Consider the following 20,066-nt stretch of genomic DNA (forward strand, 5'->3'; position numbering starts at 1 on the left):
CGCAGGGTGGGGTGGGGCGTTGGCTGCAGACGTGCAAGCCGCTAGGGCCTGCGAGGGTCCTAGCGGCTTGTGTGAAAGGTCCTGCGTTGCTGGCTACAGGTGCGGGATCGGGATGTCCCGAGGGGGCAGGTTCAAAACGTTGTCCACGCCCGCTGAGTACATGGTCCCGTCGGGAAGGTAGACCACCCCCAGCGACCAATGGTCGGGGATATTGGTCCCGTGATAATAGCGGCCGGCGTCCTGAGGGCAGTGACCTTCGGCTCGGCCACCCTTCAGAGGGCCAATTTTGAGGTCATAGTGTATGAAACAGGAGTGTTCCAGCCGGCTAGGCTCAATGGCGCCGGCTGTTGCTGCAGGTGCGAGCGTCGCAATCGCCGCCGCGGCGACGACCGTTCCGGCCAGGCGACGCAGTCGCGGATGGCGGGTGACTGTGGGGTGGTCCATGGTGGGTTCCTCTCTGGATCTTTTGACCTATGGACGGGGAATGTGGGTGGCATATCGAAGATATGTCGCCGCTGCCGCCTATTGTAGGACGATTATGGGTAGCGGGGGAGAAATTCTTGAGCCGCAGAATGATGAGTATTACGAGCCTGAGGGCTCCCATCTGAATGGGGACCTTTGAGCTCTGTACGTGCTGTGCCGGCAGAGGGGCAATATCCGGCGCCAGCAGGATCAGCTTTTCATTGTCAGGCGAGATCTGGGGATGCCTGATGGTAGGGCCCGGATATGGCATGGCTCCAGAAACAACGAACCGCCAAGACGTCTACGGTCTTGGCGGCTGCGTCTGGGCCGAGGGGTTTGGGTCACAGATGTGGGATCGGGATGTCCCGAGGGGGCAAGTTCAAAACATTATCAACGCTCGCGGAGTACATATCGCCGTTAGGAAGATAAAGAACCCCCAGGGACCAACGTGAGGGCACGCCGCGCCCGCGGTAGTATGATCCGGCGTCTTGGGGACAATCACCTTCGGCGCGACCGATCCGCAAAGATCCAAGTTTAAAATCCTCGTGTTGCCAGCAGGAATCGTTGTAAACACTAGCTTCTATAATGCCGGCTGTTGCTGCAGGTGCGAGCGTCGCAATCGCCGCCGCGGCGACGACCGTTCCGGCCAGGCGACGCAGTCGCGGATGGCGGGTGACTGTGGGGTGGTCCATGGTGGGTTCCTCTCTGGATCTTCTGACCTATGGACAGGGCATGGGGTGACACATCGGTGATATGTCGCTGCTGCTGCCTATTGTAGAACGGTTATGGGTAACTCGGGGAGAGGAATGCTGCGCGAAAAGGATAATTGCCTGATCACGCTAGGCGGCCGCGGTGGCATATTCAACAAGGAACGGACTCGTTCGTCGTTTCTCCGGAGTGCGCTGGTAACTGGCTGGGGCCGAGCTTGCGGGCCACAGCAGGCGGCATGCGGACGTCTCGGGGAGCTGCCGGTCTCCGATGTGGCGCGAGGTGTTGCGCAGCCTGAGGCGCATCGAGTTGTGTCAAGGGAACGGCTCTACAGTGGATACAAAGGGCGCAGGTTGTGTGCTCGGCTCGCTGAGAGGTTTCGGATGATCCGCAGCGTGCTGTGTCGTAGGCGTGTCTTAGGGTCTTACGCGGCGGCGGGTGGTTCCTCCACGGTCGGCGAGCAACCATGGTTACCAAATGTGTCCGCCACGCGGGTGCAGCTCGCATATCCGTGCCACACACGGAGTGAGTGCATGTTCGGGATGGAACCAGACGCCATGAAGTCTGCGGAGCGCTGTGAGGGAACAGGAGCGCCGATGAGAGTCACTACGGGGGTCCGGAGGAGGGGTGAAGCTACAGCGGCTCACGATGTAGGGAACTGCGGACACCGCTAAAATGACATAATGTACATTATCGGACAAAAGGGGAAGCGGGCCGCGGGCCCAGCGTGCACCGCACCGACACCGCAGCGCACCTCCGCATCGCCGGGACACCTTCTCCGTTTGCCCGTACACCGCGCTTTCGTCTGTGCTGGCCGGCGTTGCCGTCGCCCACGCCACCGCGCCGGCGGATGATCGGAAACCTCTCAGCGAGAAATTTCCGTTTGGCCGCTTCTGCGAAATTTCTTAGCCCGGTTTTCGGGGAAAATTTCTGCCACCAGGTGCTCGAGAAATTTTGCCTCCGGCACGCCTCCAGGTTTCCGCATGGCCAGACCTCGGACCGTTATTTAAAACGTCACGCGTGACAATAATAACCATATGGGCGTGAGACCCGGTTTGGCGCGATTTTCTTCGCAGATCCGGCGTGCACGCCGCGTGATGCCGCAGGGGCTACACGATGTCGCAGATGTGTAGGGCCGGCTGGGAATTATGGGTGAACATCACAGCTCATTTCGATGATCTTGGCCGCTGCTGCCAATTGTTGCCTAATTTTGGGCATCTAGAGCGCTAGCGCTGCTAGTGTGACCTTGGTTTTCACTAACCACTGTCTACAGCCCTGAGAAAGGGGTCTCATGCAGCATTGTTTTCAGTCAGCGCGTCGCGTCCGTGGCGTGGCTCGTTGGCGCTCCGCAGCCATGGCGTTGATCTGCGCTGCCCTCGCGGTGGGCACGCAGGTTCAGCCCTCGGCTGATGCGGTCATCCTCGGCGAAGAGGCTCACCGCGACGATCTCGTCCAACTCTACATCTATGACATGGGCCCGGGCGGTGCGCACCGCTGCTCGGCCACTGCGGTGGCGGACGAGTGGATTCTCACCGCAGCGCACTGCGTTGCGGGACAGACTCCCTCGGCTCCGGACGCGTCGCCGGACATCCTGCGCGTGTACTACTCCAATGACAGCGTGCACCCCGGCCGGGCTCTGCGCGTGGACAAGTACGCCAAGTCGAATGAGGCGGATCTGGCCATCATCCACGTTCCCGGCAGCCCGCGGCTGACGGCCTACCCGCCGATCGCAGACTCTCATGAGCTGCAGGTCGGCGAGCAGGTCAGCATGTACGGCTTTGGCCAGGGCTTCAAGGGTGCGCCCACGACGTGGCTGCGCACCGCTCGCCTGGAGGTCACTGGCCAGGAGCGTCACCCCAACGCTGGCATCGTGATGAACATGAAGGGTATTACCGGTTCGTCGAACTTCGGCGATTCCGGCGGACCTATCTTGGATGATTCCGGTGTGCTCATCGGCGTCAACGTCATCGGCTCTCAGTCCAACTGGTATGACCCCTACGCGCCGTCCAAGGCCGTGGACATTCAGTACTACCGTGACTGGATCTACCAGATGTCCGGGGTCTAACCCGGACTAGTTTGCCAGGCCGTTTCCGGGTGCACCCGGAGGGCCTGGTCGCTCATTTTTTCAAGAACGCCCCGTAAGCGGGCGTTCTTGTCGTCTCCTACTCCCCCATCTTCTGGGTGTCTTGCTTATCGACGCCCCCTCGCGCACCGTAGTCGGCGCTGCCTTCAAGGGGGTCTGCAATGTATCGCTGGATCGTCGGGCCGACGAGGTCCCCGACCTCTTCTGCAGACATGGAATGAAGTGGCTCTGATTGAATGACCACGCGGGATACTGCAAGCCCTATCAGGTGGCTGAGGATGAGGCTGCACCTCAATTCGCCATCGGGACCGTCGAGATGCAGTGGGCCGAGAATACTGCTGAGGAGGTGGTCCTTGAGTGCGGCCCGTGTCGACGCACCTGCGGCCTCTGATCCGAGCATGGTCCTGATGAGCGCTGAGATGCCCGGCGTGTTATCCCACATCGTGACCATCTGGACGACGAGGGTCTTTCCCCTTTCGTCCGGATGGCAGTCGAGGATGGGGGCAATGAGCTGTTGGGAGTCCATGGGGCGTTGGACTGCAGCGAGAAAGAGTTGGTACTTGGTGCCAAAGTATCGGTGCACGAGGGCTTGATCTACTCCAGCCTTGGCGGCTATCGCGCGAACGGACACGCCGTCATAGCCGTGGGTGCCAAAGAGCTGGCGGGCTGCATCAAGGATGCGAGACCGTGTGACCTCGGCTTTACCCTTCTTCTTCGCTGTAGACATCTGACCCTAATTTGTCTTTCTAGGCATGGTGAGTGCTGACAAGACGAGTGCCAGTGCGCCAACGCCAGCCAGAACCAAAAAGTCTACAAAAAGCATACCTGTTGCCGTTGCGTTGTCACGCACCTGGTTGAGAGCGTCCACGGCGTAGGTCATGGGCATGACTCGGGCGGCCCATTCGAGCACTACCGGCATATCTTCAGTGGCAACGAACAATCCGCAGAGGAACAGCTGGGGGCCAACGATCACGGGCATGAACTGCACGGCCTGGAATTCGTTACGGGAGAAGGCGCTGGTGAACAGCCCCAGGGCGACGCCCACAATCGAATCAATGAGGGCGATGGCCAGCACCCACCAGGATGCTCCCCTGGTCTCGACGTCGAGGAACCAGAATGCCACGCCGAAGAGGATAAGCGACTGAATGACGGCAGTAACCGCGAAAGCGGTGCAGTATCCCAAAATGAGGTCGAGTCGGTGGAGCGGTGTGGTCCACAGGCGCTCGAGAGTGCCAGATGCGCGCTCGCGTTGCATAGCCACAGAGGTGACCAGGAACATGACCACCATGGGCAGGATGCCGAGCATGGTCAGTGCAATGCGGGGGAACCCGGCGACAGAGCTCGGCTCGCCTGCCGGCAGCGGCGCTGCGGGCAGATCGGAGAAGACGTAGTAGAGCAGGATGAGCAAGAGGGTGGGCACCGCGAGAATCATGGAGACAGTGCGCTTGTCTGCGAGCAGCTGACGCATGACGCGCACGGTTGTTGCGCGGTAGGCGGAGAAATTCATGAGTTGGACTCCTGATCAGAATCGCGGATGAGGGTGAGGAAGGCCTCGTCGGGGGTTTCCGCATGGGTGCGCTCCAGGAGCTCCTGCGGGGACATGATGCCAAGGATGCGACCGTCGCGCATGAGGATGAGCTGATCGCACCTGGTCGCCTCATCCATGACGTGGCTGGAGACCAACAAGGTGGTGCCGTTTTGGGCAAGGCCGTGGAAGCGCTCCCACAAGTCCTCTCGGGTGACGGGGTCCAGGCCGACCGTGGGTTCATCGAGGACCAGGAGGTCGGGCAGGCCTACAAGTGCACATGCCAGGGATGCGCGTCCCGCCTGTCCGCCGGACAAGTCTTCGACGTTGCTGTCAGCGAATTTCTCCAGGTTGACAGCTTCAAGGGCATCGATGACGGCTTGCTCGTCGCGGTTGCCATGAAACAGCGAGGAGAAGTACTCCAGGTTGTCGCGGACTGTGAGGTCGCGATAGACGGAGGCCTGTTGGGTGACGTAGCCGGTGCGTCCGCGGTTGGCTGGCGCCCCGGGCTCATCGCCGAAGACGCGCAGCACTCCCCCGGAGGTTTTTTGTACGCCGACGATTGAGCGCATCAGAGTGGTTTTTCCGCAGCCGGAAGGTCCCAGGAGGCCCGTGACGCTTCCCGGGGGAAGCTCCAACGATACGTCGTGCAGAATGTGGTTTTTGCCCCTGTGGACGTTGAGGTCCTGGGCTTGGACAATGGGTTCAACCCTATTGTCATCAGGTGATGATGTCAGCATGTGATGAATGCTAGACCTGGATTCCGCAATGCGTCAAGGCTCAATCCCAAAGAACCGTGCAAACCCAGCTGCCGTCACCCGCCTATCCCCTGGTAGAGGGAGGAAACGGCGGCTGAAAAAAATCGCGATCAGGCGTGAAGGATAACCTTGAGCGCCCCCGTATCCTGCGCCCGAGAAAACACGTCATAGGCGGAAGCAATGTCGCTCAGTGCAAACTCGTGGGAGACAAATGGGCGAGCATCGAGCTTCTTTGCGGCAACCATCTTGAGCAGCATGGCGGTGGTGGTCGCGTTGACCAGCCCCATGGTCATGGTGATGTTGGAGATCCATAGCCGGTCAAGGGCGAGTTCCACGGGGCGACCGTGAACCCCGACGTTGGCCACGGTCCCGGCGGGCCGGACGATGCGCAGGCACATGTCAAAGGTGGCGGGGATGCCTACGGCCTCGATGGCCACGTCTACCCCCAATCCGTCCGTGAGGCTGAAGACCTGATCGGCCCAGTCTGCGTTGGAGGCCACTACCCCATCGGTTGCGCCAAAGGCTCGGGCCTGGTCCACCCGGTTGGGGTCGAGGTCAATCGCAATGATCGCAGCGGGACTATACAGCCCGGCGGTCAGGATTGCGGCGAGCCCTACGGGCCCGGCGCCGACCACGGCGACGACATCACCGGGTTTGACCTGGCCGTATTGGACGCCAATTTCATGGCCGGTTGGAAGAATATCGGAGAGCAGGACGCCCTCGGCATCGGTGACGTTTGCCGGGAGTTTGTATACCGAGTTTTCGGCGAAAGGAACGCGAACATATTCGGCCTGGGTTCCGTCAATGAGGTGTCCGAAAATCCACCCGATTCCTGATTCTCCCTCTGGGTCAAGGCAGTGGGAGGGAACTCCACTTTTGCAGTAGTCGCAGCGTCCGCACGAGCTAATGCAGGAAAGGATGACGCGGTCTCCCACAGCCAGCGTGGACACGGCCTGGCCGACCGCCGTAATGGTTCCCACGCCCTCGTGGCCGAGCACGCGACCGGGGGTTACCGCGGGTACGTCTCCTTTGAGAATGTGCAGGTCGGTGCCGCAGATGGTGGTGGCATCGATGGCCACGATCGCGTCAGTCGGGGCGAGAATGGTGGGGTCTGGTACCTCCTCCCACCGTTTATCGCCGGGCCCGTGATAGACAAGAGCTTTCATGAGGTGCGCCCTTCTTGAGGCTGATGGATAGCCATGAGCCTAGCTTTAGACGGGCGAAATGCTACGGGCGCGCGGGTGTGTAATTGGACACCATTTTTTTTGGGCGGGAAAAAGAGAAATAGAATGCCCAGGATTACATGCAGGTGCAGCGGTGGGTGGGGACTAGCGGCGTCGATAAGCGCTGATGAGCTGCCATGCGGTGAGCGCGGTAAGCCCAGCGCCAACAACGGCGATGAGCCACTGCTCGCGCGTGGCCATCCACGCGCTAAAGGCAATGACCACAACAAGGCGCAGCCACAGGGCGGGAATCATAGCTGAGGGGCGCATGGGTTTTTACTTTTCGTCCTTGTCAAAGCGCACCCGCAGATTCAGCGCGCCGTCATCGGCAATAGAGGCGGCGACGAATTCCGGGGTCTTTACCCCGTAGTCCGAGCGTTTGAGGGGAACGTCTCCCCCGATGATGACGTGCTCGCCATCGCGCAGCACCTCGAGGGTGGCGGTGACGTCGTGGGTGTGGCCGTGGATGGTCAGGCGCCCCGGAACGGAGACCTCGCCGATGGTGCCATCGCTGGGCAGCCCCCGGATGTCCACCGGCTTGACCACCTCAAAGGTGGCTGTGGGGTAGACATCGGTTTCCAGAATCTTGGTTGCAGCGTTGATATCGCGGCGCTCATTGTCAGACGACAGGTCGGTGAGATCGACCTCGATTTTCGCCCCCGTGATCGCGGCGTGCTCGATGGTGACATGCCCATCGACGCTCGTCGTCGACCCAGAGGTGGTCCGCCGGTCACCCGGAAGGACCTCGTCGAAGGTGTAGCCCACGGAGGTGGCGTTGGCCCCAGGCTTGTGGGAGACCACCCAGGTGCCGTCGACGTCGGTCGCAGCCGGCTTGGCGTGCTGGGCGTCGATACCATCGGTGGGCACGCCGGGCCCTGACATCGCGGAGATGATCATGGGCACCACGGCCACGGCGGCCAAAAGAATGATCGCCGTGACAAAAATGCTGACGATGAGTGTGCGATGACGCTGCATAAACGGTTACCTCAGTTTCTCTATCTTGCGGGCCATGACCACCAGCTCAGTGCAGAGTTGATCAACCTCGCTGCTCTCCGCACCTTCCCGCACCGCGGTGGCCACATCCTCGGCCGCGCAGCGAACCTGGAATAGCGAATCCTGCAGGTTGGATAGCTGCCGAGCACTCAGCACCACGGCATCTTTGTCCTCCCGGGGAGTCCGGGTGGCCTGGCGATGCTCAAAGGCGCGTTGCCGGCATGAGGCGCAACAATACTTGCGCCGCCGACCTTTGCGATGAACCTCGGTGATAGGACGGCCGCACCACTGGCACGTAGCCGGTGCAGCGGAAGATGAAGAGGAAGCGGCGGTGGGCACGCAGGCCATTCTAGGCCACCAGGGTCCGACCACCTTATCTACTACCCCATCCGGGGAACAAACAGGATGGTGGATTCGTTATACTCTTACGGCTGGACTATCTGCCCACCTCAGACACGTGTTGTGCGTGTGCGCCGGGTTCCTCGCGGACTCTGACGCTACATCCGCACCCCGCGCGCGCTGGGCAGAACCCACCAAGACCTGCTCCAACATACACAGAAGGGCTGATGCGTTCATGGCAGATCGCGTTCTCCGGGGAAGTCGCATGGGGGCGGTCAGCTACGAGACTGACCGCGACCATGATCTGGCACCGCGCCAGGTGGTGAAATACCGCACCGAATCCGGTGAAATCTTCGACGTTCCCTTCGCCGACGACGCCGAGATTCCGGGCACCTGGCCGTGCAAGAACGGCCAGGAGGGCACGCTGGTTGAAGGCGAAGGGGTGGAGTCCAAGGCAGCTAAGCCGCCGCGCACCCACTGGGACATGCTGCGCGAAAGGCGCTCGATCGAGGAGCTTGACGAGCTCCTGGAGGAGCGCATAGAGGCGCTGCGCAAGCGGCGCAGGAATGCCGCCCGCCTGCTCAAGCAGCAAAAGGAAGAAGAGGAAGCCGCCAAGAAGGCCGCGGAATCTTAAAAAGAACACGCGCCAAAGCCAATAAAGCCCTGGTGCCGTCAAAAGTGGTAGGGACTCCCCCGCTCCCCCACCGAAAACGGCAACCAGGGCTTTTGTGCTCCCTACAGGGGTGTTCGCTGCTCCTTCCGAGGCGGCCTTAGCCGCCACCGGAAGAAGCCCTCGCGCCCGCCCACGTCGATCCCTCGCACTCGCCGTGCGGGCGACGCGCTAGAGGTGGCGCTTGCGGAAGCGGGCAGCCTCGTGGGAGATCTGCCGCGCGGACTCCTTGGCCAGGTTGGCCACCTGCTCGCCCCGGTGGGCGATCCCCCACCGCGTGACCACAACCAGCGAATCCTTGACAAAACTGCCGTCGAGCTTGGATTCTCCGATCTCCCGCTCGGTGAAGGTGATGGGGACCTCGCGGACGTCCCAGCCGGCCTCGACGGCGCGACGGGCCAAATCCACCTGGAAGATGTAGCCGGCGTTGGACAGCTCGTTTAAGTCCAGGGATTCCAGAAGCTCGCGGCGGTACGCGCGGTATCCGGCGGTCATATCAGACAGCCCGGCGCCCAGGGCAAGGGAGATGTACACGTTGCCCAGCTTGGACAGCAGCCAGCGCTTCTTGGGCCAGTTGACCACCTTGCCGCCGGGAATATAGCGCGACCCGATGACCAGGTCTGCCCCGGCGTCGACCTCTTCCAGCAGCAGGTGAAGTTGCTCGGGGGCGTGGGAGCCATCGGCGTCCATTTCGCACAGCACCGTGTAGCCGGCCTCAAGGCCCCACTCGAAGCCGGCGATGTAGGCGCCGCACAGTCCGCCCTTTCCTTGGCGGTGCAGGACGTGCAGGTGCTGGTCCGCGGCGGCCATCTCATCGGCGTGGTCGCCGGTGCCGTCGGGGCTGTTGTCATCGACGATGAGGATGTCAACGTCCGGTGTTGCCTTGCGCACCCGCCCGACGATGAGCGGAAGGTTCTCCCTTTCGTTATAGGTAGGGATGATGACGAGGGTCTTGTCGCTGGGCTGGGACACGCGAAGCTCCTTTATATGGGCCCGCGCCCTCGAAAGGACAAGAGCAAAGGCCCCTTATTCATGGCTACTAGTCATCGCTGCCAGGGCGATCACCGCGGTGGCGTACCCACGCCACACCTACGGCGAAAACTCCGGCCGACGCCCCAATGATAGTCAGTGCCATTGTGACCCAGAAACCATACCTGGCAGCAGGGGTGATCGTCTGGCGCAGCGGCAGCGAAGAAACCAGCACTCCCGGCTCAAAAATCCCAGTTTGGGAGGTCACGGTGCCGTCGGGTTCCACGATGGCAGACACGCCCGACGTCGCGGCCACCACCACCGCTCGGTCGAGTTCGATGGCGCGCATCCGGCTCATGGCCAGCTGTTGGTAGGTCATGTCCGTGTGGCCAAAGGTGGCGTTGTTGGTGGGGGTGGCCAGGATCTGCGCCCCGTGGGTGACCGCGTCCCGGTAGGCGGCGTCAAAGGCCACCTCGTAGCAGGTTGCCACGCCCACGGGGATGCCCCGCATATGCACCACGCCATCGCCCTGTCCCGGCTGGTAGTCGCCCGCAAGATCAACCAGCGAGGTCACGTGGCGCAGCAGATCGCGGTAGGGCATCGTCTCGCCGAAGGGCTGGAGGTACTTCTTGTTGTGGCGCTCTCCGGGTCCGGTGTCCGGATCGAAGACGAGCATGGTGTTGCGCGGGCCGACTTCGTCGCGCGTAATCGTGCCCACAAGTACCGGTGCGCCAACGTGGGCCACCGCGGCGTCGACAAGCCGGCGGGCCGCAACGGAGGACAGCGGGTTGACATCAGCGGCGTTTTCCGGCCATATCACCAGGTCAACGGGCTGTGAGATATCCTGGGTGACCTCCGAATGATTGCGCAGGACCGCAAAACGCTGCGCATTAAAATCAAGCCCCAGCCGCGGCACATTGCCCTGCACCGCCGCCGCCGTCACCATCGGCTCCCCAGCCCGCGGCCCGCTCACCGGCCACCCGCCAACTAGCGCCACCGCCGCCACGCAGGTGCTTATCGACGCCCCCCGCCACGGCCACCGCCGCCCCGCGCACTCCCGCAGCATCATCCACACCGCAGCCCCAGCCACGGCCACCGCCGCAGACACTGCAATGGGCCCACCCAGTCGAGTCAGCCCCGCCAAGGGGCCACCAACTTGCCCCCAGGCCAAACGCACCCAGGAAAAGCCGCCGAAGGGCCAGGATGAACGCGCCTGTTCCACCGCCACCAGCCAGAACGGAAAGGCCAGCCACCCCCACCGCAGACGCAACAACGCCGCCCCGCCAGCACCCGTGGCCAGACCGTAGAGCGACAACACCACGCATAAGGCGATATACGGCAGCGCACCAACAAAATGCCCGATCCAGGGCAGCGTGAGCGCGCACAGCACCGCGGAGTGCACAAAGCCCAAACCGGCCCCTCCCCACAGGCCTAGCGGGGCCGACCACCGAGCCGGCCACGGGGCCAGCGCCACGCACAGCAGGAATACCCCGAGGATGCCCCCAACCCACAGCCCTACCGGTTCATAGGAGGCATAGACCGCAGCCCCGCCCAGGGCCGCGACCGCGCCGCGCGCGAGCGCACACGCGCAGCCTCGGCGGGACCACCTGCGCCGCGTGCCGCTCACTCGCGCGGGGAGTCCGGGGTGCCAAAGTCCTCAGGGTCAACCTGAGAACTCCACCGAGAAATCTCTTCGGAATCTATGATCTCCCCCGACCCCGACCCCGCGGCCGTTCCGCCGGGGTGAGGGTGAGTGCCAAAGGAACCGTAACTCGCGCGGCGTCGATAAGCATCGGTGGCCTGGAAGCCCCGCAACCCAAAGTCCTCCACCTTGGCGCGCAACCGCCGTGCGGTCATCCGGCGCACCATCGCGCGGGTGGGCGGAATGATCAGCACCAACCCCAACACCGAAGACACAAACCCAGGCGCAGCCACGCACAACGCACCCGCCGCCGTGAGGCCGTAATCACCCATCGCCTGAGTCGCGGGAATAGAACGCTGCCTGACCTGCGTAGAGATCCGGCGCAGCTGCCAGGCGGCCACCCCCAACCCCACGAAAAACACCACGACCAAAGCCAGCAACGCCCATCCCGTGCCAATCATCGCCGCAACAGCGATGAAGGCAAGCAATTCAATGAGCACATAAGGGACTGCAATAAACAAAGGCACGGTGCCCTAGTTTAGGCGCTTCGCATCAGCGAAGGCGATCCCACAGCCACTCCGCATCCGCAACAGCATGACGATAGTACGGCAAAAAGTGATTCAGACCGGTGCCGCCCGGGATGCGTAGCAACCCATTTTCGCGCCACTCCACCTGCGCCCCACCAGCACACCAGCGCTCCCGCAGCGCCCGCACCGCGGTGACTGGAATCACGTCATCATGCGTCGAGCCCCACAACACAACCGGCACCCGGGGGGCCCGCTTGCCCAACAGTCTGCGCTGACACTCGGCACGCAACGCCGGCCACTCACACAGCTCCTCAGACAGACTCCGGCCAGAACGCGTCCACTCCCGCGTATCAAGATTGCGCACCACCTGAGACGCACCCACCATGCACGTGCCCACCAAGCGGGCCATCTCCCGGACCCCGCGGGCGCTCAACAAAGAAAACACCTCTGTCCGCAACTGCGCAGACGTGACCGCAAGCCCAGCCGTGGCATAGCCAATCACCCCAGACCACAGGCTGCCCTCCACGTGGTCAAGCACCGCAGCGACATCAGCCGGGGGCGCTCCCACCACAGCGCCTGCCACCTCCACCGGCGACTCCCCCGCCGCATGCCTTTCCAACGCCGCAGCAACACACCCACCCCCCTGCGAAAAGCCCCATAGGCCCACCGGTGCGCACGCAGAAATCAGACCCAATTGCCGCGCCGCAGTCACCGCGTCGACCAACGACCGCGCCGCCGCATCATGATCGCAATAGAACTGAATATCCAATTCCGGATCGCGCGGATAGTCGATGAACACCACATCCAATCCGCGGGCGAGAAAATAATTAATCACCGGCTGCTCATAGGCGGCAATAAGGTCAAAAGGCCGGGCAAAAACGTGCACCCCAACCTCGCACGACCACGACGGATTGCAATGCGCCGCCACCCCCTGAGTCGACGGCGCAAAAGCAACAACACCGTGCCCGGCATTCGGCGCATGGGACACTAATACCGCGCCCGTGGTGGTAATTAGGCGATCGCGCGAATCTGTGGCCACGTACTCAATCCGCGTTGCGCTCGCCGGGACCTGCGGCCACCGCAGCCCCACCGGGGCCAACGGCTGCACCCGCAACGGGGTCCCCGGGACAAGCCCCTCAGCGCGGCGCGCATCCACAAACTCAATCTCGCGGCGCAACTGCGCATCCTCTTGCCCCAGGTCGCCGCCCCCAACCCCCGGGCTGCGGGTAGGTACCGCCCGGCGACGCACCAGGCGCAGGGCCCCTCGAGTGGCCACGTCCACGCCGAACGCAGCCACCACCCGAGCCGCCGTCGCCCACGAACCGGCCGTCAACGTCACCTCAGAGCCCGGCTGCATCATACGACCAATCCTAGCCACGGGCGCTAACGCGGCATTCTCCGCCATAAAAAGCGCGGCACAAGCCGCATGACCCAGGCGAGAATGCGCAATCGGCGCGGAATCCACACCGTTGCAGAATCCGACCCGCGGGTGACTACCGCGTCCACCGCATCAGCGACGTCGCCCGCCGCAACGGACAGGGGTGCCGGATCCATTCCAGCGGTCATTCGCCCACGCACAAACCCCGGCCGAGCGGTAATAATGCGCACGCCAGTTCCGTAACAGCGATCCGATAACCCCTGGCAAAAGGCATCCAAACCCGCCTTCGTGGAGCCATACACGTAGTTGGCTCGGCGAGCCCGCCACCCCGCGATGGAAGAAAAGGCCACCACCACCCGGGGAGACTGCACCGAAGGGGTGCCCAGCTGTTCAACCACGGTAGTCAACGCCGCCACCTGCGCGGCATAGTCAACGGTGGCGATCTCCCAGGCATGATGCTCGTCGCGCTGCGCGCGCTCCTGATCGCCGAGGATGCCAAATGCAACAACGGCAATGGCGGGGATGCCCATGCCGGAGCGCATCTGTTCAAGTACCGCCCGCGTGGCGCCGGGGTCGGCGGCCTCAAAACTGGTGACAGCCACCTGGGTAGCGCCCGCCGCGCGCAGTCGCTCGGCCACCGGCTCCAGTGCCTCCGGGCGGCGCGCCGCCAGCATCACCGGCCGGCCTGCAGCCAGCCGATACGCGAGCTCCGAGCCGATCTCGCTGGTGGCGCCCAGGACCAATAGTGGCCCCGGGCCCACACCGGTGGCGTGCGCCACCTAGCTCAGCTCCCTGGTGTTGGTGTTGAGCTGCTCGCAGCCCTGCGCGGTAACCACCACGATGTCTTCAATGCGAGCCCCGTACTGGCCGCGCAGGTAGATACCCGGCTCGATGGAAAACGCCATCCCCTCCTCTAACACCAGGTCATTGCCGGCCATGATGAAGGGCTCCTCATGGGTAGACAGGCCAATGCCGTGGCCAGTGCGGTGGAAGAAGGCATCGCCGAAACCAGCCTCCGCGATGGCATCGCGCGCCACGGCGTCGATCTGCTGGGCGGTCACTCCCGGGCGTACGGCCTTGACCGCGGCCGCCTGCGCCGAAAACAGCACGTCATACATGGCGCGCGCCTTCTCGTCGAGTGCGTCCGCATCGCCACCGACCACATAGGTGCGTGTGCAGTCGGAGTGGTAGCCCACCCCGTAGGTCCCTCCGATATCAACCACCACGAGCTCGCCGGGGTTGAGCGTGCGCTCGGAGAAAGAATGGTGCGGATTGGCGCCATTAGGCCCGGACCCCACGATGATGAAGTCCACGACGTCATGGTCAGCCAGGATGAGCTTTTCAATATCGGCGGCAACCTCCGCCTCAGTGCGCCCCGGGCGCAGCAGGCCAGGAACCTGCGCATGGACGGCGTCGATCGCCGCACCGGCGCGGCGCAGCTGCTCGACCTCGTCGGCGTCCTTGCGCATGAACAGTTCCTTGAGGGCGGTGGCCGCCAGAATCGTCTGGGGATCCCCCACCTGCGCCAAACGCTCCTGAATCCGCAGGACGTGATTGGTGGTCAAGGACTCCCCCAGCCCCACCTGGCCGGTGACCGTGCCGCCGGTGGCCAGGTGTGCCACGGCCAGCTGGTGGGCGTCATCCCCGTCCGCCCACCCGTGCACGTCAATGGGCAGATCCGGTACCGCGGATGCGGAGAGGTCTGCGATGTCCGTTTCCGGTGCGATGAGCAGTGCCCGGCCCTGTGCCGGCACGATCAGTGCCGTCAGGCGCTCATGAGACTCCAGCCAAGAGCCGGTCAGGTAGGCCAGCTCGGCTCCCGTTCCGATGATCAACCCGGCCAGGCCCTTGGCTTGGCACAGCTGGGCTGCGGTGTCCAGGCGGCGTGCGTAGACGTCGCTAGCAAACAATTCAGTCATGAGCCCCATCGTAGGGCCGGGGTCTGCTTAGTGGAGTGAGCGGGTGTGGGCGGTGCCGTTACCGTCGTCGCTTAAGACCACGGTGGTGGTATCGCCGGACTCACACGTCACGGTGAGGGTGTGGTATCCATCGGCCGGGCCGGGGCCAATGTTCACCGGTGCAATGAGGTCCCCGATGAGCACGCCGGCGTCAGCCGCGGGGGTCAACTGGGTATGCGCGCCGAAGCTGGCCTGCGCCTCAGCGCGAGTGTCGGAGCCGCAGTCTGCCGTGACGGTCAGCACTGCGGAGGGCTTAAGTAACCCGGAAATACGGACGGTGACCGGGTGTTGCTCGGAGTGGGATTCCCCGGCTGCGGGCGTGTCGGCGGAGTCTGCGCATGCCCATGCCAGCCCGGTGGTGGCGGCGCCAACCACTGCCACGGCGCCGACTGCCAGGAGGAGGCTGCGGCGGCGGGGGCTGCGGGTGGTGCGCTGTGCAGGGGTGGTGGTCGAGGACTCGGATGGTTTCTGAGAGCCTTGAATACTCATAGGCTAACCCTGCCACAGGCTAGGCGCCGATGGCTACCACCCCACGCCGAATAGCCTCTACGGCGCGTCGTGCCGTTGCCGCTGTGTCCTTGGAATAGGCCGTTGCGGCAACCTGCTCAAGCAAATCGATGACCTGGCGGCAGCACCGCACAAAATCCCCCGGCGTCAACTGCGCACCGCACTCTTGAGCGGCAGCCAGGGTGTAGCCCAGGGGCGCGCCTGCTGTCCATTGATGCATGGCCAGTGCGAAAGCGGCCTCCGGGGCCTGGGTTGCTGCCAGGCCGTGGCGCTGTTCGTCGGCCACGAGTTCCTGCCACACCCGGAAGGTCGCCTCCACCGCGGTGGCCATCTCATCTGTCGCGGCGGCGGGCTCGCCATGGACTTCCTTGCGGTTTTCAAAGGTGCACGTGGAGACCACCCCGGCTAGCTCGGCTGGGTCGAGGTCGTCCCAGATGCCGCGCCGCAGGCATTGTGCCACGAGCAGGTCCGCAGGATTGTGGATCCGTGCTAGGCGGGTTCCTTCCTCCGTGACGCGGGGAACCCGCGGCGTGGTGTGTTCATCAAAGTCCACGTACCCCAGCTCGCCGAGGAGCTCGAGGATGCGGCGGAAGGTCGTAGCCAAAGTGTCGGACGTCGCCTCAATCTGGGAGCGCAGCCGTGCAGCCTCGCGCTGGAGTTTGCGCAGCTGTGCGGCCAGTGTGGCCAGCTCCTCCCGGTCGTGCGGCGGCCACGCGTGCACGGGGTGCGCACGCAGCTGCGAACGCAGCTGTCGCGCCTTGGGGCTCATGCGGTCCCGGGGGCGCTGGCGCAGCGTCCGAGGGCGCTCGGCCTCCCACCGGCGCAGCGTTTTGCGCACCATGCCGGTGTATTTGTGTGGGTGGTGAGAAATCCCCTTAGGCAGCCCCACGTGGCCGAGCTCCATGGGCGGGCGGGCAAAGTCGTCGATGCCCACGCGGCCGAGCCACCCGGATTCAGAAATGACCTGGGGGCGCGGATCTTCGCGCTGGTTTGCCGGGGTGACAATGACCCCGAGCAGCGGCGCGCGTTGGGTGGGCATGGCGATCACGCTGCCGCGGCGCAGCCGGGCGAGAACTGCAGCGGTCTCGGCGGCGCGCTCCTTGGTGGCACGCGACTTCGCGCTGCGTTCCTCGGCGGTGAGCTCATCGCGCAGGGCCGCGTATTCTTCCAGCTCCTCGACCGGGTGGTCGCTGGGCAGGCTGCGAGCAGAGATGATGTCCGTGATGGAGCGTTCGAGCTCCGCGGCGCGGGATTCCGCCCGGTCGAGGGCGCGGGCCTCATTGACCACAGACCCATCGGCCTGGAACTGGGCAAAAGACATTCCAAGCAGCGTGATCGCTTGGTCATAGCCGTGGGTGCCCAGGAGGTTGACGGACATGTTGTAGCCGGGCGCGAAGGTGGATTCCAGGGGATATGTTCGGGTCGAAGCCAGGCCGGCCACGGAGCGCGGGTCCATCGAGGGGTCCCACTGCACCACGGCGTTGCCTAGGGTGTCTATCCCCCGGCGGCCTGCCCGCCCGGTCAGTTGGGTGTACTGGCCGGGGGTCAGCTCAGCGTGCGATTCCCCGTTGAATTTGACGAGCTTTTCCAAGACGACCGTGCGGGCGGGCATGTTGATGCCCAGTGCCAGCGTCTCGGTGGCAAAGACCGCCCGAATAAGCCCGCGGACGAAAAGCTCTTCGACGATGTGGCGAAACGCCGGGAGCATCCCCGCGTGGTGGGCCGCAAAACCCCGGGTCAACGCCGCTTTCCATTGCTTGAAACGCAGGACGTCGAGGTCCTCGCGCGGGATATCGGCGACGCCGGCGTCGATAATCTCGGCGATCTCATCGGCCTCCTGCTGGCTAGTGAGCACCAGGCGAGAGTGCAGAACCTGGGCGAGCGCCCCGTCGCAGCCCGCGCGCGAGAAGATGAAGATGATTGCTGGGAGAAGCTGCTGGCTTTCCAACAGTCGGATGACTTCCGGCCTGCCGGTGGGCGTGTGCCGGGCGGCCTGGTGGTGGTGGCGCCGCGTCATGCGGGAGGAGTAGCCGGAGCGGGTACCGCGGGCGCGCGAGCGGAAGGAGTTTGCCTCCCAGTCGTGATTGTCCCGGGGGGCGTGGCTGTGCGCGGCCCCGGATTCGATGCGTTCGATGGCCTGCTCGAGGGAGAGGTTGACGCGGGAGTCCGAACCGGGTTCGAAGAGGGGGTAGAGTCGCCGGCCCACCAGCATCCACTGGTCGAGAGGGACGGGGCGGTGCTCGGAGACAATGACCTCCGTATCGCCGCGCACCGTGGAGAGCCACCGGCCAAATTCTTCGGAGTTGGACACGGTGGCGGACAGCCCGATGACCCGGACTGATTCGTCGAGGTTGAGGATGATCTCCTCCCACACAGAGCCGCGCGAGCGGTCTGCAAGAAAGTGGATCTCATCCATGACCACGTGGGACAGCCGGCTCAGCGCCGGGGAGGACGCATAGATCATGTTGCGCAGGACCTCGGTGGTCATCACCACCACGTCGGCGCCTGGGTTGATGGACTGATCCCCCGTGAGCAGGCCGACCGCGTCTTGCCCATAGACGGCGACCAGGTCATGGAACTTCTGGTTGCTCAGCGCCTTGATGGGGGTGGTGTAAAAGCACTTGGTCCCGCGGTGCAGGGCCAGACTGACGGCAAACTCCCCCACTACCGTTTTGCCGGCCCCGGTGGGGGCGCAGACTAAGACTCCGCGGTCCGCTTCTACTGCGTGGCATGCGCGATCTTGAAACTCGTCGAGGCGGTAGCTCAGGCCCGCGCGGAAGGAGTCGAGGTGGGATGCTGAATTTTCAGCCTTGCTGTCACCCATACTTTCACCCATGGACACCCAGGCTACCGGCACGGGTGGCTCGTCGGGTTGGCTGGGTCGGCCCGGACCTCGCAGGGGCTGCGGGGGTCCAGGCCTTAGAGCACGTCGGAGTAGTCCGCTCCGGCCCCGCCTGCGGAGGAGTCGTTCCACCCGCCGTCAGCCTGTGGGTTATAGGGCCGGGCGATGCCTTCGGCGCTGGGGGCGGCGATCGGATCGGCGGGCCCGAGTGGGCTGGCCGCGCCTGGGGTGCCGGAGGGCTGGTCGAGGGGTGCGGCGTGGTCGTCGTCGACGTTGAGCCAGTCGGGGCGCTCGCGTTCTACGGAGCGGTCGTGGAGCCGGCACAGTTGGAAGGCCAATTCGACGAGCGCGACCAGCGCGGTTCCTAGGACGAGCATGGAGTAGGGGTCTTGCCCGGGGGTCATCACGGCGGCGAAGATGTAGAGCGCGACGGCGACGTAGGCGCGGTTGCCGTTGATGGTCTCATAGCGCAGCAGGCCGAGCCTGTTGAGCACGACGACAAGTAGCGGCACCTCGAAGCTGACGCCGAAGATGACGAGCACCTTGAGCACGATGCCAAAGTATTCTCCACCGGTGACGGCAGCGACCTGGGTTTGTTGGCCGATGGTGAGCAGGAATTCCAGGCCGACGGACAGGATGAAGTAGGCCAGGACGACGCCAAGGACGAACAGCGCGACGGCGGTGCTGACCACCGTCAGCGTGGTGGAGCGTTCGTTGCGGCGCAGCCCCGGGGTGATGTAGGCCCAGATCTGGTAGAGCCACACGGGCGAGGCGAGGATCGCGCCGAAGAGGGTGCCCATCTTGATGCGCAGCATGAGCATTTCAAAGGGCGCGGTGGCCAGGAGCCGGCAATCCCCATCGGGGCCGGTGTAGAGGCGTTTTTCCTGAGGCAGGTGGCAGTACGGGTCGAGGAGAATGTCGCCAAGGCTGGGTATGCCAAAAGCAGAGTGGGCGTACCAGATGTAGCCGATGACCGCGCCGATGCCCACGGCGACGAGACTGATGATCACGCGTCGCCGCAGCTCCTGAAGGTGCTCCACGATGGACATGGTGCCTTCAGGGTTCTTGGTGCGGCGCCGCTTCAGGCGCAGGGCACGGCTCGAACGCCCGGGGTGACCGGGTTGCGTACTGCGGGGGGTCATTTAGGCCTGGCGCGGAGGGAGATCCGTGGGGGCCGCAGGTGCTGCGGTGTCTTGGGGTGCCGGGGTAACCGGGGTCACCGGGGTGGACGGGGCCTGTTGGGTCAGCTGGGCGGGCGCCTGCTGCTGCGCGGCGGCCTCGGAGCGGGCGTCATCATTGCCCATCTCCTTCATTTCGGACTTGAAGATGCGCAGCGAGCGTCCCAGTGAGCGGGAGGCCTCGGGCAGCTTCTTGGCCCCAAAGATCAACACGATGATCAGGACGAGGATGACAAGTTCCATTCCACCTGTTGGCATGCGCTGGCCTTCTTTCTGTCTTAAGCGGAAAAAGCGCGGATGACTC

The 20,066-nt window shown here is 64.0% G+C and carries 20 protein-coding genes; 2 read left to right on the forward strand and 18 right to left on the reverse strand.

Annotated features, from left to right (window positions below; translation table 11 throughout):
- Positions 1–93 precede the first annotated feature (93 nt).
- Complete coding sequence (locus tag LH390_RS05690; protein WP_227282218.1) at positions 94–444, reverse strand: hypothetical protein; 351 nt, start codon at positions 442–444, stop codon at positions 94–96.
- Between the two features lie 2,056 nt (positions 445–2,500).
- On the opposite strand from LH390_RS05690, the gene LH390_RS05695 reads away from it, so the two are divergent.
- Complete coding sequence (locus tag LH390_RS05695) at positions 2,501–3,235, forward strand: S1 family peptidase (protein WP_227282217.1); 735 nt, start codon at positions 2,501–2,503, stop codon at positions 3,233–3,235.
- 97 nt (positions 3,236–3,332) lie between these two features.
- On the opposite strand, the gene LH390_RS05700 is transcribed toward LH390_RS05695, so the two are convergent.
- From LH390_RS05700 to LH390_RS05730, 7 genes are all read right to left on the reverse strand, one after another.
- On the reverse strand, positions 3,333–3,980 hold the full coding sequence (locus LH390_RS05700; protein WP_227282216.1) for a TetR/AcrR family transcriptional regulator: 648 nt from the start codon (positions 3,978–3,980) through the stop codon (positions 3,333–3,335).
- Positions 3,981–3,986: 6 nt separating this feature from the next.
- Positions 3,987–4,760: an ABC transporter permease gene (locus LH390_RS05705; protein ID WP_227282215.1), complete on the reverse strand. Its 774-nt coding sequence runs from the start codon at positions 4,758–4,760 to the stop codon at positions 3,987–3,989.
- Positions 4,757–5,518, reverse strand: coding sequence for an ABC transporter ATP-binding protein (locus LH390_RS05710; RefSeq protein WP_227282214.1), 762 nt, complete (start codon positions 5,516–5,518; stop codon positions 4,757–4,759). Before LH390_RS05710 ends, LH390_RS05705 begins: the two co-directional genes overlap by 4 nt.
- Before the next feature lie 128 nt (positions 5,519–5,646).
- Entirely contained in the window at positions 5,647–6,702 is a 1,056-nt protein-coding gene (locus LH390_RS05715; protein ID WP_227282213.1) for a zinc-dependent alcohol dehydrogenase family protein, read from the reverse strand.
- A 162-nt stretch (positions 6,703–6,864) separates the two neighbouring features.
- A complete protein-coding gene (locus LH390_RS05720; RefSeq protein WP_227282212.1) occupies positions 6,865–7,029 on the reverse strand; it encodes a hypothetical protein in 165 nt (54 codons plus the stop codon).
- 6 nt (positions 7,030–7,035) lie between these two features.
- Entirely contained in the window at positions 7,036–7,734 is a 699-nt protein-coding gene (locus LH390_RS05725; protein ID WP_227282211.1) for a YceI family protein, read from the reverse strand.
- A gap of 6 nt (positions 7,735–7,740) precedes the next feature.
- A complete protein-coding gene (locus tag LH390_RS05730) occupies positions 7,741–8,091 on the reverse strand; it encodes a hypothetical protein (protein WP_227282210.1) in 351 nt (116 codons plus the stop codon).
- A 235-nt stretch (positions 8,092–8,326) separates the two neighbouring features.
- Between LH390_RS05730 and LH390_RS05735 the strand changes: the two genes are divergently transcribed.
- The gene (locus LH390_RS05735; protein WP_227282209.1) at positions 8,327–8,725 is read left to right on the forward strand and encodes an RNA polymerase-binding protein RbpA; all 399 of its coding nucleotides are present in this window, start codon (positions 8,327–8,329) and stop codon (positions 8,723–8,725) included.
- A 207-nt stretch (positions 8,726–8,932) separates the two neighbouring features.
- On the opposite strand, the gene LH390_RS05740 is transcribed toward LH390_RS05735, so the two are convergent.
- The 10 genes from LH390_RS05740 to tatA form a co-directional block, all read right to left on the reverse strand.
- Positions 8,933–9,733 carry a polyprenol monophosphomannose synthase gene (locus LH390_RS05740; protein WP_227282208.1) on the reverse strand — a complete coding sequence of 267 codons (801 nt, stop codon included), beginning with the start codon at positions 9,731–9,733 and terminating at the stop codon, positions 8,933–8,935.
- Positions 9,734–9,800: 67 nt separating this feature from the next.
- Positions 9,801–11,357, reverse strand: a complete 1,557-nt coding sequence (gene lnt / locus LH390_RS05745; RefSeq protein WP_227282207.1) for an apolipoprotein N-acyltransferase — start codon at positions 11,355–11,357, stop codon at positions 9,801–9,803.
- Positions 11,354–11,899 carry an FxsA family protein gene (locus LH390_RS05750; RefSeq protein ID WP_227282206.1) on the reverse strand — a complete coding sequence of 182 codons (546 nt, stop codon included), beginning with the start codon at positions 11,897–11,899 and terminating at the stop codon, positions 11,354–11,356. The genes lnt and LH390_RS05750 overlap by 4 nt, the downstream gene beginning before the upstream one ends.
- 25 nt (positions 11,900–11,924) lie before the next feature.
- A complete protein-coding gene (locus LH390_RS05755) occupies positions 11,925–13,259 on the reverse strand; it encodes a lipase family protein (RefSeq protein ID WP_227282205.1) in 1,335 nt (444 codons plus the stop codon).
- A 23-nt stretch (positions 13,260–13,282) separates the two neighbouring features.
- Positions 13,283–14,056: an SDR family NAD(P)-dependent oxidoreductase gene (locus LH390_RS05760; protein WP_227282204.1), complete on the reverse strand. Its 774-nt coding sequence runs from the start codon at positions 14,054–14,056 to the stop codon at positions 13,283–13,285.
- Positions 14,057–15,196, reverse strand: a complete 1,140-nt coding sequence (locus tag LH390_RS05765) for a M24 family metallopeptidase (protein ID WP_227324407.1) — start codon at positions 15,194–15,196, stop codon at positions 14,057–14,059.
- 27 nt (positions 15,197–15,223) lie between these two features.
- Positions 15,224–15,724: a hypothetical protein gene (locus tag LH390_RS05770; RefSeq protein WP_227282202.1), complete on the reverse strand. Its 501-nt coding sequence runs from the start codon at positions 15,722–15,724 to the stop codon at positions 15,224–15,226.
- Between the two features lie 19 nt (positions 15,725–15,743).
- Positions 15,744–18,578 carry a DEAD/DEAH box helicase gene (locus LH390_RS05775; RefSeq protein ID WP_399524689.1) on the reverse strand — a complete coding sequence of 945 codons (2,835 nt, stop codon included), beginning with the start codon at positions 18,576–18,578 and terminating at the stop codon, positions 15,744–15,746.
- Between the two features lie 83 nt (positions 18,579–18,661).
- Entirely contained in the window at positions 18,662–19,726 is a 1,065-nt protein-coding gene (tatC, locus tag LH390_RS05780; RefSeq protein WP_227282201.1) for a twin-arginine translocase subunit TatC, read from the reverse strand.
- The gene (gene tatA / locus LH390_RS11580) at positions 19,727–20,020 is read right to left on the reverse strand and encodes a Sec-independent protein translocase subunit TatA (RefSeq protein WP_311516915.1); all 294 of its coding nucleotides are present in this window, start codon (positions 20,018–20,020) and stop codon (positions 19,727–19,729) included.
- Positions 20,021–20,066: the final 46 nt, after the last annotated feature.

Source organism: Corynebacterium uberis, from assembly GCF_020616335.1.
In the GTDB taxonomy this organism is placed as follows: Bacteria; Actinomycetota; Actinomycetes; order Mycobacteriales; family Mycobacteriaceae; genus Corynebacterium; species Corynebacterium uberis.